Raw genomic sequence first — 12,513 nt, 5'->3', positions numbered from 1 at the left:
TGGCTGCCGTTTGAATGCGCATTAACGTTGCCAGTTTATCAGTTTTGCAAAAAAATCCGCCCGCGCACGACTTGTCGTGCGTCAACTATTTGAGGTTCAAAGCAGGTTCAGCCAGAGCTGAAATGGTAAAAAGCCCGAACCGGTGTGGTTCGGGCTTTTTAACAATTGATCGCGGGATATACCCGCCGAAACGATCAGTTCTGGAGCAGCGTGTTCACCGCGGCCAGGTCCGATTCGCGCAGCGAACCGGCGGCCGCCTTCAGGCGCAGGCCGTTCAGGATCGTGTCGTAGCGCGCACGCGACAGGTCGGTGCGGGTCTGGTACAGCTGGCGCTGCGCGTTCAGCACGTCGATGTTGATGCGCACGCCCACCTGGTAACCCAGCTTGTTCGATTCCAGCGCCGACTGGCTCGACACTTCCGCCGCTTCCAGCGCCTTCACCTGCGCCATGCCGCTGTTCACGCCGAGGTAGGACTGGCGCGCCTGCAGGGCGGCCTGGCGGCGGGTCGCTTCCAGGTCGTTGCGCGCCTTGTCTTCCAGGGCGATGGTTTCGCGCACGCGGCTGGTGACGCTGAAGCCGCTGAAGATCGGCACCGTGTACTGCACGCCGATGCTGTTGTTGGTGCCGATGCCCGACGCCGCTGCCTGGCCATGGATCTGGGTACGCGAGCGGCCCGCCACCAGGTCGAGGGTCGGGTAGTGGCCGGCGCGGGTGCGCGAGATCTCGCGCTTGGCCAGTTCCACGTTCAGCTGCGATACCGTGACGCCGTAGTTCTGGTTCTCGGCCGAGGACACCCACGGGTCGACGTTGGCCGGCGATGGCGCATTCAGGGTGATGCCGGCTTTCAGCTGGGCCAGGTCGGCCGGGGTGGTGCCGATGATGGCCTGCAGGGCGCTGCGGCGGTTCTCGAGGTCGTTCACGGCCGCGAATTCCTGGGCGATCACGAGGTCGTAGGCCGCCTGCGCTTCGTGGGTGTCGGTGATGGTCTGGGTGCCGACTTCGAAGTTGCGCTTGGCCGAGGCCAGCTGCTCGGTCACCGCGGTCTTCTGGGCGCGGGTCGACTCCAGCTTGTCCTGGGCCGCCAGCACGTCGAAGTAGGCTTGCGCCACGCGCGTGATCAGGTCTTGCTGGGCCTGGGCAAATTGCGCTTCGGAGACGGCCTGCTGCAGCTTGCTCTGCTGGTAGGTTTCCCAGCGGTCCCAGCGGAACAGCGGCTGGGTCAGCACCAGCGACCACTGCGAGGTGCGCAGGTTCGAGCCGCTGCCCGGCACGATGATGTCGCTGCCGGTGACCGGATCGCGGCCGATCACCGCGCCTTCGTTCCACGGCGATTCGTCGCGGTCGTTCTTGATCATGCTACCGGTGATGCCCACGTTCGGCAGCAGCCCTGCTTTCCCCTGTGCGATCCGCTCACGGCCGGCGGCCGCCGACGCACGCGCGCTGGCGAAGGTCGCGTCGTTGGCCAGCGCCTGCTGGTACACCTGGATCAGGTCGGCCGCGCTTGCGTTCAGCGAGCAAAATGCGCTGGCAAGCAGCACGGCTATGAGGGGTTTCTGCATTGCATTCTCCACAGGAGTCATCAAAGTTTTGGAATCAGGTCAATACTTCGGCATCGAAGGATCGACCTGCAGGGCCCAGGCGTGTATTCCGCCCGTCAAATTCGTTACGTTTTCAAATCCGTTACGTTCCAGGAAGTTCGCGACCTGCATGCTGCGCGCTCCATGGTGGCAGATGCACACGATCTCGCGCTCGTCCGGCAATTCGCCGGCGCGCAGCGGGATCAGGTGCATCGGTATCTGGGTCGAGCCCGCGATATGGCAGGTCTCGAATTCCCAGTTTTCGCGCACGTCCAGCAACAAGGGCTGTTCCTGCGCCGGGTCGGCCAGCCGTGCGGCCAACTCGGGGGCGGTCACGTGCTGCATCGCGGCCTCAGAACTGGAAGCGCGACGGCGCGACGGCGCCGGTCAGCGGCTTGGCGATGGTCTCGAAAATCCTGACCGTGTCGGTCGCGGTTTCCGAGGTGCGGGTGACGATGTTGAAGCTCATCGCCGGGGCTTCGCCCAGGATCACGGCGATGCGGCCGCCCACTTTCACCTGCTTCACCAGCGCTTCCGGCAGCACCGGCAGCGCGCCCGACACCACGATCACGTCGTACGGCGCGCCCTTTTCCCAGCCGGAGGCGCCGTTGCCTTCCTCGACGGTCACGTTATTGATGCCGGCGCGCGCCAGGTTCTCGCGCGCCAGGGCCGCGGCTTCCGGCTGGATCTCGACGGTGGTCACGTGGCGCGCCTTGTGCGCCAGCAGCGCCGCCATATAGCCCGAGCCGGTGCCGATTTCGAGGACGTTCTCGTGCTTCTTGACCAGCAGTTCCTGCATGATGCGGGCTTCGACCTTCGGGTTGAACATCGCCCCGCCGCCCGGCAGCGGGATGTTGTCGACGTCCGCGAACGCCAGGTTCTGGTAGGCCGCCGGCACGAACTGTTCGCGCTTGACGACGTGCAGCATGTCCAGCACGTCCTGGTCGAGGACGTTCCATGGGCGGATCTGCTGTTCGATCATGTTGAAGCGGGCTTGTTCGATATTCATCTGAGTTCTCGGTGGAAAAATAAATAATCCGATATTTTATCGTTGAACGGCCTCAGGACGCACATCTTAGCGATGGGCCTCCCTGGACCGGGGTAAATTGCGACAGTCTGCAGTTTAAGGGGGTTGAACGCCTGAAAAACGGCGGGATGAGGTAGGCGGCTCAGCGCTTTGGCGGCAGCAGGCCGTGCAGGGCCATGTCGAGGAAGGCGTCGAGGAAGGCCTGGGGCTGCAGCTCGGCGCAGTCGCAGGGCGCCACCGCCGAATGCTTCCAGGTGATCAGCATCATCATGGGGGCGATCAGGACCTGCGTCATCTGGGTGACGTCGATGTCGCGGAACTCGCCGCGCGCCACGCCGCGTTCCAGCATGGACGAGATCATGCGCGTGCCGCGCGTAATGACTTCTTCCTGGTAAAACTTGGCCAGCTCGGGGAAATTGCTCGCTTCGGCCATGATCAGCTTGCTGATGCCGGAAACCTTGCTCTGGCCCACGCGTCGCCACCAGTTCAGCATCACGGTGCGCAGCAGGTCGCCGCTATGGCCGTCGAATTCGTTGATCGAGACCTCGGCTTCGCCGATCACCGGCACGATGCTTTCACGCACCACCGCCTTGAACAGCTCTTCCTTGTTGGTGTAATACAGATAGAGGGTGCCCTTGGACACGCCGGCCTGGCGCGCGACGTCCTCGAGACGGGTGGCGGCAAAGCCCCGCTCGACGAACAGGTCGATGGCGGCGCCAAGAAGCTCTTGCGGGCGAGCATCCTTGCGGCGTTCCCAGCGTGGCTTGCTGCATTGCATGTTTCTGCCTAGAAACTGACTGATCAGCCACTGAATATAGACGGGGCCTGTGGGTCAGTCAACCAAAACGTTGTTTCGATGGAACTGTCAATACCTGGCGGACTAGCCGGCACCCGGCCCATAAATACGGCCGCTGGCGCGCGAAGCATACAGCGAACCGCCCGGCTCGCGCGGCGGGCAATCGCGCTGCTGGCGCGGCACTTGCAGCACGGCGACGCGGTCGGCCAGGTCCGGCGCCACCTTTTCCATCAGCACATCGAGCTCGGCCATCATCCCGACCCGCACCGTGCGCATCGGCACCACGGCCGCATGCAGGATGGCGGCGGCGACCTGGTGCGGATCGACCTGGGGCGAGGGCAGCTTCGGTTCGCGCTCCATGTAGTTGCGCGCGTGCTGGGGCAAGGGAGTATCGACCGCGGTCGGCTCGATCAGGGTGACCGAGACCGGCGCCTGGTCGAGCTGCTCGACCTCGATCCGCAGCGCATCGGTGAACCCCTTCACGGCATGCTTGCTGGCCGAGTACATGCCCTGCATCGGGATCGCCACCTCGGACGCTTCGCTGCCCAGGTTGACCAGCGCCCCGCCCTGGCGCTTCAGGATCGGCAGCGCCACCAGCGAACCATGCACCATGCCCCAGAAATTGATGTCGAACAGGCGCCGGCTGTCGTCCTCGCTCACTTGATCCAGGCGCCCGTAGATGGTGCCGCCGGCATTGTTGACCCAGGTATCGATGCGCCCGAAGCGCTCGAGCGCGGTTTGGGCGATGCGCTCGACCTGGCTGCGCTCGGCCACGTCGGCCACCACCGCAATGGCCTCGACGCCATTGTCCACCAGCCCCTGCACCACGGCATCCAGCACATCGGCCCCACGCGCCGCCAGCACCAGCTTCGCCCCCTGCTTGCCCGCCTCCTGGGCGGTGGCCAGGCCGATGCCGCTGGTGGCGCCGGTGATCACCACGACCTGGCGGTTCAGGGGTTTAAGGGGACTGGTCATGCGGGCCTCCATGAGCGCTGTGCGTTGGACACAACGTAGCAGGAATCCGGGCGGGGACGCGCCCGCTTCGGGCGCCGGGCGCGGTATACTTGCGGCCCTGATGAACGCCTCTTCCCTCTCCATGCAATGCCGCAGCGACTGCGGCGCCTGCTGCATCGCGCCCTCGATCACCAGCCCGATTCCCGGCATGCCCAATGGGAAACCGGCCGGCGTGCGCTGCGTGCAGTTGGCCGAGGATAACCGCTGCCGGATCTTCGGCCAGCCGGAACGGCCGGCGTTTTGCGGCGGGCTGCAGCCGTCGCTGGAAATGTGCGGGAACGATCGCGCGCAGGCGATCCGCTGGCTGGACGAGCTGGAACGGGCGACGGCGCCGGCCTGAATCGCGCCAGGCACGCCGCCCGAGGAACGCGCTACCATATGACGGTTGGCCACGCTTCCTGGCAAGATCATGATCAAAACCCCTATAGACAATCCAATCGCACAACAGCACTACATCCTGGTCAGGCCAGACGGCAGCGAAGTCACGGTGATGGCGAGGATCGGCCAGCCCTATCTCGAGGAAGCGACCCATTGGCGCTGCCCGGCTGCCCTGGAGGGGATCGACGGGCAATATCCGGACATTTACGGAGAAGGCTCGATGCAGCCCCTTGGACTGGCACTGCGCCTGATCCGTACCCGCCTGCTCGCTACCATCGAGGATGGCGGCATTCTGTACTACCCGGACGACAGGTCTACGGCGGTCGATGCCGAGACGATTAATGTCGTCTTTGCAGGCTGAAGGAGCTTGTACGGACAAGCGGCACGCACATCTCTCATGAATCTGCACGAACTCGAAGAAAGCGACGTGTTGACGATCAGCCTGGATCAGGCACATCGTCGCTTCGACATGGTACTGCGTACCGAAGACGGAAAATGCTACGCGCTTTCGGCGTGGAATCAAGGCGCAACGCGGATCGACATCACATTCGGGGAGGTCCATATCCGCGCAAACCTGACGAACCGTCAAAGCATGCGTGTGCTCGGCGAGCTCGAAAGCATCGGCAGCCTGGATGGCGTGCTGGTGCTTGAAGGCGATTTCGGCGATATCACCATCAAGGCGGATACGGTCTCCGTCAGGAAGCTGGACTAGCCAGGAGCTTCAAAACCGCCGGGATTGCTCCGCAAACAGAACGCCCAGCTACGAAACGCTCTGCCCTGTATAGGCGGCCAGAATAAATGGCTTGGCAGCCTCGAACTCTTCGCTTGAGCCAATCGTCACCTCAAGATTACCAGTCCCCCAATGTCCGATCGACGTCACGTCACGCGCTTTTGACAGCATGGGCAATACTGGTCCTGGCTCGAGGTGCAAGTACAACAAGAGACAGTTCTTCTTATGTATCACAACGGTCGCAAAATTCTTGAGCCGCTTGAATGCAAGGTAAAGCCGAAGCTCTTTGCGCTGGACGTCGTCGCCCAGGGACATCGTGTAATCCTCCAGCGAGGCCAGCAGTTGGCTCATTGGCTCAGGTAGGCCAAGCAAGATTTCCGCAAAGGGTTTGTCCGGCCCCACGGGCTTGCTTGAGTTCGCGTCCAATGAAGCTGCACTCGCTGGCACAACTTTGGGCTGCGACAATTTCGAAGGTTTGGGCGCCGAAGTCTTCATGATGGCGTCGGACCCGAACGCTGCGGATTCCAGCAAAAGCAAATCGTCACCGAAGCGGCGATAGCGGATCAGCTCGATGGCCCGATCTATCTGCTGGACCGCATGGCTATCGAACTTCGTGAAATCCGCTGCTATGCAAATAACGCGCGGGGCGCTCCAATCGATTGCTTCGGCGGCTCCTTTACCGAGCTTCTCCAGCACAAGAAGTTTGAAGTCGGCTTTATGGTCCAACAGCCAGTTAAGGTAGTACAAGCCCTGGTTGATGACGTTCTCACCAATGGACCGTTTGTACTCCAGAATAACGGGGCAATCGTTTTCATCCAAACCAAGCGAATCGATCCGGCCACCATGATGCTTACCTGTCGAGTACTCGCTTGCCAGAAAACGGATATTGAGTAGCGTAACGAGATTTGCTTCGATCAAGCATTGCAGCGGTTTTTCCAGTCCAGAGGATTTTCCTTGAAGCTCCTTGGCCTCGCCGTTCGTCAATTTAAAAAGTTTAATGTCGCTCATCGTTCAGGGGGCTTCTTCGTACGGCTCTGTAGTATTTTTATAACGCAAGAAGATGAGCATAAACGCAAATTTATCCGGGCGGCAAATTGGAAGACAGTAAAACGGCGAGTGTCTTCCATTTTTGCGCTGGTTGAACGCGCGGCCGGCGAAGCCGACAACCCCGCGTTATCTCTTCAGCTGCCATCGCAATCGGTTCCGGACACGAACAGTCCAAGACGCTTTTTCTTCTTCTTGACGACAATAGTCTGCTCCTGAGCCGGCTTGGTGGCGGGCGGCGGCGCGACCGGCAGCGGGAAGCCGAGGAAGACCATGACGAGGAAGACAGGCAGCAGCGAGTAGAACACGGGCCGCTTCCAGTTGAGCTTTTGCTTGAGCATGGCCGGCACATGCCGTCATGCTGCCACAAATACAAGAGCCCGCCCTATCCGGCGCGGGTAATCTGCAAAGGGAAGATGAATGCTCAGGCAGTAGCCGGCTTGCCGCGCGCCTGCTGCACCCGCTGGAACAGGCCGCCGAGGGTCAGCCCCTCGTGCCAGATCTCGTCCAGCATCAGGCCGTACTTGTCGCGCAGCGCCCTGGCCAGCGTCTCGAGTTCGCCGGCGTCCGGCACCCGGCGGGTCGGGTTGACCGCGCGGTAGATGCCGAGCACCTCGTCGTCCGGACGGAAGTGCTGCTTTTCGCTGTCGCGGCAGGAAAAGGCCGACACGAACACCGACAGGAAATCGCGGATGTCTTTACGGGAAGCGGCGGGGAATGTGCTGCGCCAGGCCCGGCCCTGGGAGGGACGGTAACGCAAGGAGTTGGGCAACTGCCAACCGTGAAATGCCGCCCACGCGAGCGCGGCAAGGATGAGGACCACGAAAATACTCATGGCTTGAGTGTAGCACGCGTTTGCGCGACCGGCGCACGACAGAAATGCCGATGTCGCGCACGCGGCTAACCCAGCAGTAATGTCCACAGGGTACAATCTCATGCTGGACGAAGGCGGCACGACGCGCGCAATGGCGCCGTTCTCGTGCATGTTAAGCTTGGCCCCCGCCGCATCTGCACTCATCCATCAACCCACTTCACCGCTGATCAAGCTGCCACGAATTCATGGATATCCTTCTCGCCATCAAGGCGATCATCATGGGCCTGGTCGAGGGCTTCACCGAATTCCTCCCGATTTCCTCCACCGGCCACCTGATCCTGGCGGGCAGCCTGCTCAATTTCACCGGCGATAAAGTCAAGGTCTTCGAAATCGCGATCCAGGCCGGCGCCATGCTGGCCGTGATCTGGGAATATCGCCAGCGCATCGCGAATGTGGCGACCGGCCTGGGCTCGGACCCGAAGCAGCGCAAGTTCGTGACCAATTTGATCATCGCCTTCATTCCGGCGGCCGTGCTCGGCTTCCTGTTCAACGAAACCATCAAGGCGGAACTGTTCTCGCCGGTGCCGGTCGCGACCGCCTTCATCGTCGGCGGCCTGGTGATCCTGTGGGTGGAGCGGCGCCACACCGGCGGCAACCGCCTTGCACGCGTCGAAACCGTGGACGAGATGAGCCCGCTCGACGCCCTGAAGGTCGGCGTGGCCCAGGCCTTCGCCCTGATCCCCGGCACCAGCCGTTCCGGCGCGACCATTATCGGCGGCATGCTGTTCGGCCTCTCGCGCAAGGCGGCCACCGAATTCTCCTTCTTCCTGGCGATTCCGACCCTGCTCTCGGCCACCGTGTACTCGGTGGTGAAGGAGCGCCACTTGCTATCGATGGCCGACATCCCCATGTTCGGACTGGGCGGCCTGGCCGCGTTCGCGTCGGCCTTCCTGTGCGTGCGCTGGCTCCTGCGCTACATCAGCACGCACGACTTCACGATTTTCGCCTGGTACCGTATCGTGTTCGGTATCGTCGTTCTCGTGACCGCGCATTTCAATCTGGTGACCTGGGCGGAATGACCTCTTTCCAGGTGCTTCAGCAAAACTTATTCCCAGCATGACAACCGAGCTTCAAACGCGCGCCCTCCACGTCCTCGAAACGGTCTTCGGCTACCCCGCCTTCCGCGGGCAGCAGGCCGAGATCGTCGAGTGCGTGGCCGGCGGCGGCGACGCCCTCGTCCTGATGCCCACCGGCGGCGGCAAGTCGCTGTGCTACCAGATCCCCGCGCTGCTGCGCGACGGCGTGGGCGTGGTCGTTTCGCCCCTCATCGCGCTGATGCAGGACCAGGTCGACGCGCTCGAGGAAGTCGGCGTGCGCGCCGCCTTCCTCAACTCGACCCAGACCTTCGAAGAGACCCTGCGCATCGAGCGCCTGGTGCGCAACGGCGAGATCGACCTGGTCTACGTGGCGCCCGAACGCCTGCTCACCCAGCGCTGCCTCGAACTGTTCGACGCCTCGCCGATCGCTCTCTTCGCCATCGACGAGGCGCACTGCGTGTCGCAGTGGGGCCATGATTTCCGGCCCGAGTACATCCGCCTGTCGGTGCTGCACGAGCGCTACCCCACCATCCCGCGCATCGCGCTGACGGCCACCGCCGACCAGCAGACCCGCGCCGAGATCGCGCACCGCCTGCAGCTGATTGAGGCGCGCCAGTTCGTGTCTTCGTTCGACCGCCCGAACATCCGCTACTCGATCGTCGAGAAGACCACCGGCCGCAAGCAGCTGATCGATTTCATCTCGAGCGAGCACGCCCAGGACTCCGGCATCGTCTACTGCCTGTCGCGTAAAAAAGTCGAGGAAACCGCGGACTTCCTGAACGAGCACGGCATCCGCGCCATGGCCTACCACGCCGGCATGGACCACAGCGTGCGGGCCGCGAACCAGTCGCGCTTCCTGCGCGAAGAGAATATCGTGATGGTGGCGACCATCGCCTTCGGCATGGGCATCGACAAGCCGGACGTGCGTTTCGTCTGCCACCTCGACCTCCCGAAGAGCATCGAGGGCTATTACCAGGAGACCGGCCGCGCCGGCCGCGACGGCGCCCCCGCCAGCGCCTGGATGGCCTACGGCTTGCAGGACGTGGTGCTGCAGCGCCGGATGATCGACGAATCCGAGGCCGACGAAACCTTCAAGCGCGTGCTGTCGATGAAGCTCGACGCCATGCTCGGCCTGTGCGAAACGCTCAGCTGCCGGCGCATGCGCCTGCTCGATTACTTCGGCGAGCGCTCCGGCCCCTGCGGCAACTGCGACACCTGCCTGATCCCGCCGGTGCAGGTCGACGGCACGGTGCCGATGCAAAAGCTGCTGTCGACCGTGTATCGCGTCGATCAACGGTTTGCGGCGGGCCACGTGATCGACGTGCTACGCGGCGCGCAAACGGAGCGCATCAGCCAGTGGCACCACGACAAGCTCACCGTCTACGGCATCGGCGCCGACCGCTCCGAACAGGAATGGCGCGCCATCATGCGCCAGGCGATCGCGCTCGGCTTCGTCACGGTCGACCACGACGCCTTCAGCTCCCTCAAGCTGACGGACGCCGCGCGTCCGGTGCTCAAGGGAGAACAGAAGGTGCAGCTGCGCCAGTACCAGAAGCCGGTCAAGGCCAAGCGGCCGTCGTCTTCGCGCAGCAGCGGGTATGAAGAGACCGAGCTGTCGCGCGACGAGCAGCAGATCTTCGAGCGCCTGCGCTCCTGGCGCATGGGCACCGCGCGCGAGCACGGGGTGCCGGCCTATGTCGTGTTCCAGGATGCGACCCTGCGCGAGATCGCCAAAGTAAAACCGTCCTCGATCGATGCCCTGCGCGGCGTGTCGGGCGTGGGCGAGAAAAAGCTGGTGTCCTACGGCGACGAAATTGTCGCGATCATCAACGAGATGATGTAGTGTGATGGATTGATTCAATTCAATCCATCACACCATGGCCATCCCCACTCCCACCAGCAATACCGCATCCCTTTCCAAGGATGGCGTCGATGCCTACGTGCCCGTCAACGCACCGGGCCTGCAAAGCTTCGTGTTTGCGCTGTTCTTCGTCTTCGGCGGCATCACCAGCCTGAACGACGTCATCATCCCGAAACTCAAGGACCTGTTCACCCTCAGCTACGCCCAGGCGATGCTGGTGCAGTCGGCCTTCTTCGCCGCCTACTTCTTCGTCTCGATCCCGGCCGCCGCCATCGTCCAGCGCATCGGCTACATGCGTTCCGCGGTCGTTGGCCTGGTGACGATGGCGGTCGGCTGCCTGCTGTTCATCCCGGCGTCCTACTCCGGCGTGTTCGTGACCTTCCTGCTGGCGCTGTTCGTGCTCGCATCGGGCATCACCATCGTGCAGGTGGTGGCCAACCCCCTGATCTCGATGCTGGGCAAGCCGCAGACGGCGTCGAGCCGACTGACCTTCGCCCAGGCCTTCAATTCGCTCGGCACCACCGTCTTCCCCTACGTGGGCGCGATCCTGATCCTCGGTTCGCTGGCGACGGTCGACGTGACGACCCTCTCCGGCGCCGCGCTCGACGCCTACCGCCAGGAAGAGACGCGCGTGGTGGTCAACACCTATATCGGCCTCGCGATCGCGCTCGGCCTGCTGGCCTTTGCCGTGTGGCTGAACCGCCGCAAGCTGGTGGAAACCGCGGCCCCGGCGGAGAGCATCCTGCAGGCCTTCGACCTCCTGAAGCAGCCGCGCTTCGCGCTCGGCGCGCTGTGCATCTTCCTCTACGTGGGCGCGGAAGTGGCGATCGGCTCGATCATCGTCAACTACCTGATGGAGTCGCACGTGCTGGGACTGGGCGCCGAGGAAGCCGGCAAGCACGTGCCGCTGTACTGGGGCGGCGCGATGATCGGCCGCTTCATCGGCGCGGGCCTGCTGCGCCTGGTCTCGCCGGGCAAGGTGCTGGCCGGCGCCGCGTGCGCCACCATCGGCCTGCTGGTGCTATCGGGGCTGAGCACCGGCGCGCTGTCCGGCTGGTCGCTGCTGGCCATCGGCCTGTTCAACTCGATCATGTTCCCGACCATCTTCACCCTGGCCTGCGAAGGGCTAGGCAAGCGTGCGGCGGAAGGCTCGGGGCTGCTGTGCGTGGCGATCGTGGGCGGGGCCGTCGTGCCGCTCCTGATGGGACACGTGGCCGACGAGGCCGGGCTGAAGATGTCGCTGGTGGTGCCGGCGATCTGCTATGCGGTGATCCTGTACTTCGGCTGGTATGCCCGGAGATCTCAGGTAACGGTGTGATGGTGTCGATATGGCCGGCGGCGCCGGCCATATCGGGTATTACTTCTTGGTGAAAACCAGGTCCCAGACGCCGTGCCCCAGCTTGAGGCCACGGTTCTCGAACTTGGTCAGCGGACGATATTCAGGCTGCGGCGCGTAGCCTTCCGCCGTGTTCTGCAGCTGCGGCTCGTTCCCTAGCACTTCCAGCATCTGTACCGCGTAGTCTTCCCAGTCGGTCGCGCAATGCAGGTAGCCGCCCGGGGCCAGCTTGTCGCACAGGACCTTCACGAACGGCGGCTGGATCAGACGGCGCTTGTTGTGGCGCGCCTTGTGCCACGGGTCCGGGAAGAACACGTGCACGCCGGCGAGGGACCCGTCCGCGATCATGTGGTTCAGCACCTCGACCACGTCGTGCTGGATCAGGCGCAGATTGGTGATGCCCTGCTCGCCGATCTGCTTGAGCAGGCTGCCCACGCCCGGCGTGTGCACCTCGACCCCGATGAAATCCTTCTCCGGCATCAGGCGCGCGATGTGCGCGGTGGTGTCGCCCATGCCGAAGCCGATCTCCAGGATCACCGGCGCCTTGCGGCCGAAGGCCTGCGCGAGGTCGAGCGGTTCGCGCTTGTACTCGACCAGGTATTGCGGTCCCAGCTCCTCCAGCGCGCGCGCCTGCGCGGTCGACAGGCGGCCGGCCCGCGTGACGAAGCTGCGGATGCGGTGTTCGGTCGGATCGTAAAGCATCGGCCGCGCCGGGCCGTTGTTGGTCGGGGTATCAGAGGACATGGGGGAGTCGCAGGACAGGATTGAGGAAAAAACGGCTGTCATTATAGCCCAGGCGGGAGCGTGCGAAGCCCGGCGCCGGAATCGCGCATAATCGC

15 protein-coding genes are annotated in these 12,513 nt (G+C 63.4%); 6 read left to right on the top strand and 9 right to left on the bottom strand.

Going from position 1 to position 12,513, the window contains the following annotated elements:
* Positions 1-194: 194 nt before the first annotated feature.
* From LQ564_RS00850 to LQ564_RS00830, 5 genes are all read right to left on the bottom strand, one after another.
* On the bottom strand, positions 195-1,559 hold the full coding sequence (locus LQ564_RS00850) for a TolC family outer membrane protein (protein ID WP_231056201.1): 1,365 nt from the start codon (positions 1,557-1,559) through the stop codon (positions 195-197).
* 39 nt (positions 1,560-1,598) lie between these two features.
* Positions 1,599-1,922, bottom strand: coding sequence for a rhodanese-like domain-containing protein (locus LQ564_RS00845; RefSeq protein WP_231056200.1), 324 nt, complete (start codon positions 1,920-1,922; stop codon positions 1,599-1,601).
* 7 nt (positions 1,923-1,929) lie between these two features.
* Positions 1,930-2,586, bottom strand: coding sequence for a protein-L-isoaspartate O-methyltransferase family protein (locus tag LQ564_RS00840; protein ID WP_231056199.1), 657 nt, complete (start codon positions 2,584-2,586; stop codon positions 1,930-1,932).
* Positions 2,587-2,746: 160 nt separating this feature from the next.
* Positions 2,747-3,382, bottom strand: a complete 636-nt coding sequence (locus LQ564_RS00835) for a TetR/AcrR family transcriptional regulator (protein WP_231056198.1) — start codon at positions 3,380-3,382, stop codon at positions 2,747-2,749.
* 102 nt (positions 3,383-3,484) lie between these two features.
* Positions 3,485-4,375 (bottom strand): SDR family oxidoreductase, encoded by an 891-nt coding sequence (locus LQ564_RS00830; RefSeq protein ID WP_231056197.1) that lies wholly within the window; start codon positions 4,373-4,375, stop codon positions 3,485-3,487.
* Positions 4,376-4,496: 121 nt separating this feature from the next.
* Here LQ564_RS00830 and LQ564_RS00825 point away from each other — a divergent pair, with 121 nt between their 5' ends.
* The 3 genes from LQ564_RS00825 (at position 4,497) to LQ564_RS00815 (ending at position 5,504) form a co-directional block, all read left to right on the top strand.
* On the top strand, positions 4,497-4,754 hold the full coding sequence (locus LQ564_RS00825; protein WP_231057336.1) for a YkgJ family cysteine cluster protein: 258 nt from the start codon (positions 4,497-4,499) through the stop codon (positions 4,752-4,754).
* A 69-nt stretch (positions 4,755-4,823) separates the two neighbouring features.
* Positions 4,824-5,153: a DUF6968 family protein gene (locus LQ564_RS00820; protein ID WP_231056196.1), complete on the top strand. Its 330-nt coding sequence runs from the start codon at positions 4,824-4,826 to the stop codon at positions 5,151-5,153.
* Between the two features lie 36 nt (positions 5,154-5,189).
* The gene (locus LQ564_RS00815) at positions 5,190-5,504 is read left to right on the top strand and encodes a hypothetical protein (protein ID WP_231056195.1); all 315 of its coding nucleotides are present in this window, start codon (positions 5,190-5,192) and stop codon (positions 5,502-5,504) included.
* 48 nt (positions 5,505-5,552) lie between these two features.
* Here LQ564_RS00815 and LQ564_RS00810 read toward each other — a convergent pair whose 3' ends face one another.
* The 3 genes from LQ564_RS00810 to LQ564_RS00800 form a co-directional block, all read right to left on the bottom strand.
* On the bottom strand, positions 5,553-6,530 hold the full coding sequence (locus LQ564_RS00810; RefSeq protein ID WP_231056194.1) for a DUF5655 domain-containing protein: 978 nt from the start codon (positions 6,528-6,530) through the stop codon (positions 5,553-5,555).
* A gap of 173 nt (positions 6,531-6,703) precedes the next feature.
* Positions 6,704-6,907 (bottom strand): hypothetical protein, encoded by a 204-nt coding sequence (locus LQ564_RS00805; RefSeq protein ID WP_231056193.1) that lies wholly within the window; start codon positions 6,905-6,907, stop codon positions 6,704-6,706.
* A gap of 83 nt (positions 6,908-6,990) precedes the next feature.
* Positions 6,991-7,326 carry a hypothetical protein gene (locus LQ564_RS00800; protein ID WP_231056192.1) on the bottom strand — a complete coding sequence of 112 codons (336 nt, stop codon included), beginning with the start codon at positions 7,324-7,326 and terminating at the stop codon, positions 6,991-6,993.
* Positions 7,327-7,625: 299 nt separating this feature from the next.
* On the opposite strand from LQ564_RS00800, the gene LQ564_RS00795 reads away from it, so the two are divergent.
* The 3 genes from LQ564_RS00795 to LQ564_RS00785 are packed head-to-tail and all read left to right on the top strand — an operon-like array spanning position 7,626 to position 11,656.
* Positions 7,626-8,459 carry an undecaprenyl-diphosphate phosphatase gene (locus LQ564_RS00795; protein ID WP_231056191.1) on the top strand — a complete coding sequence of 278 codons (834 nt, stop codon included), beginning with the start codon at positions 7,626-7,628 and terminating at the stop codon, positions 8,457-8,459.
* A gap of 37 nt (positions 8,460-8,496) precedes the next feature.
* Entirely contained in the window at positions 8,497-10,320 is a 1,824-nt protein-coding gene (gene recQ, locus LQ564_RS00790; protein WP_231056190.1) for a DNA helicase RecQ, read from the top strand.
* A 34-nt stretch (positions 10,321-10,354) separates the two neighbouring features.
* Positions 10,355-11,656 (top strand): sugar MFS transporter, encoded by a 1,302-nt coding sequence (locus LQ564_RS00785; RefSeq protein WP_231056189.1) that lies wholly within the window; start codon positions 10,355-10,357, stop codon positions 11,654-11,656.
* Between the two features lie 39 nt (positions 11,657-11,695).
* Here the strand turns inward: LQ564_RS00785 and trmB are convergent, their stop codons facing one another.
* Positions 11,696-12,376 carry a tRNA (guanosine(46)-N7)-methyltransferase TrmB gene (trmB, locus tag LQ564_RS00780; protein ID WP_231057335.1) on the bottom strand — a complete coding sequence of 227 codons (681 nt, stop codon included), beginning with the start codon at positions 12,374-12,376 and terminating at the stop codon, positions 11,696-11,698.
* Between the last annotated feature and the right edge of the window lie 137 nt (positions 12,377-12,513).

Source organism: Massilia phyllostachyos (assembly GCF_021044825.1).
Taxonomy (GTDB): domain Bacteria; phylum Pseudomonadota; class Gammaproteobacteria; order Burkholderiales; family Burkholderiaceae_D; genus Telluria; species Telluria phyllostachyos.
Note: the sequence above shows the minus strand (reverse complement) of the source record. Positions and strands in the feature narration are given on the sequence as shown.

Excerpts from the sequence above, each read along its gene's own strand:
- LQ564_RS00835 (WP_231056198.1), bottom strand. The coding sequence starts at position 3,382 with ATGCAATGCAGCAAGCCACGCTGGGAACGCCGCAAGGATGCTCGCCCG.
- recQ (WP_231056190.1), top strand. The coding sequence starts at position 8,497 with ATGACAACCGAGCTTCAAACGCGCGCCCTCCACGTCCTCGAAACGGTC.
- LQ564_RS00805 (WP_231056193.1), bottom strand. The coding sequence starts at position 6,907 with ATGCTCAAGCAAAAGCTCAACTGGAAGCGGCCCGTGTTCTACTCGCTG.
- trmB (WP_231057335.1), bottom strand. The coding sequence starts at position 12,376 with ATGCTTTACGATCCGACCGAACACCGCATCCGCAGCTTCGTCACGCGG.
- LQ564_RS00795 (WP_231056191.1), top strand. The coding sequence starts at position 7,626 with ATGGATATCCTTCTCGCCATCAAGGCGATCATCATGGGCCTGGTCGAG.
- LQ564_RS00810 (WP_231056194.1), bottom strand. The coding sequence starts at position 6,530 with ATGAGCGACATTAAACTTTTTAAATTGACGAACGGCGAGGCCAAGGAG.
- LQ564_RS00820 (WP_231056196.1), top strand. The coding sequence starts at position 4,824 with ATGATCAAAACCCCTATAGACAATCCAATCGCACAACAGCACTACATC.
- LQ564_RS00815 (WP_231056195.1), top strand. The coding sequence starts at position 5,190 with ATGAATCTGCACGAACTCGAAGAAAGCGACGTGTTGACGATCAGCCTG.
- LQ564_RS00850 (WP_231056201.1), bottom strand. The coding sequence starts at position 1,559 with ATGCAGAAACCCCTCATAGCCGTGCTGCTTGCCAGCGCATTTTGCTCG.
- LQ564_RS00845 (WP_231056200.1), bottom strand. The coding sequence starts at position 1,922 with ATGCAGCACGTGACCGCCCCCGAGTTGGCCGCACGGCTGGCCGACCCG.
- LQ564_RS00830 (WP_231056197.1), bottom strand. The coding sequence starts at position 4,375 with ATGACCAGTCCCCTTAAACCCCTGAACCGCCAGGTCGTGGTGATCACC.
- LQ564_RS00825 (WP_231057336.1), top strand. The coding sequence starts at position 4,497 with ATGCAATGCCGCAGCGACTGCGGCGCCTGCTGCATCGCGCCCTCGATC.
- LQ564_RS00840 (WP_231056199.1), bottom strand. The coding sequence starts at position 2,586 with ATGAATATCGAACAAGCCCGCTTCAACATGATCGAACAGCAGATCCGC.
- LQ564_RS00785 (WP_231056189.1), top strand. The coding sequence starts at position 10,355 with ATGGCCATCCCCACTCCCACCAGCAATACCGCATCCCTTTCCAAGGAT.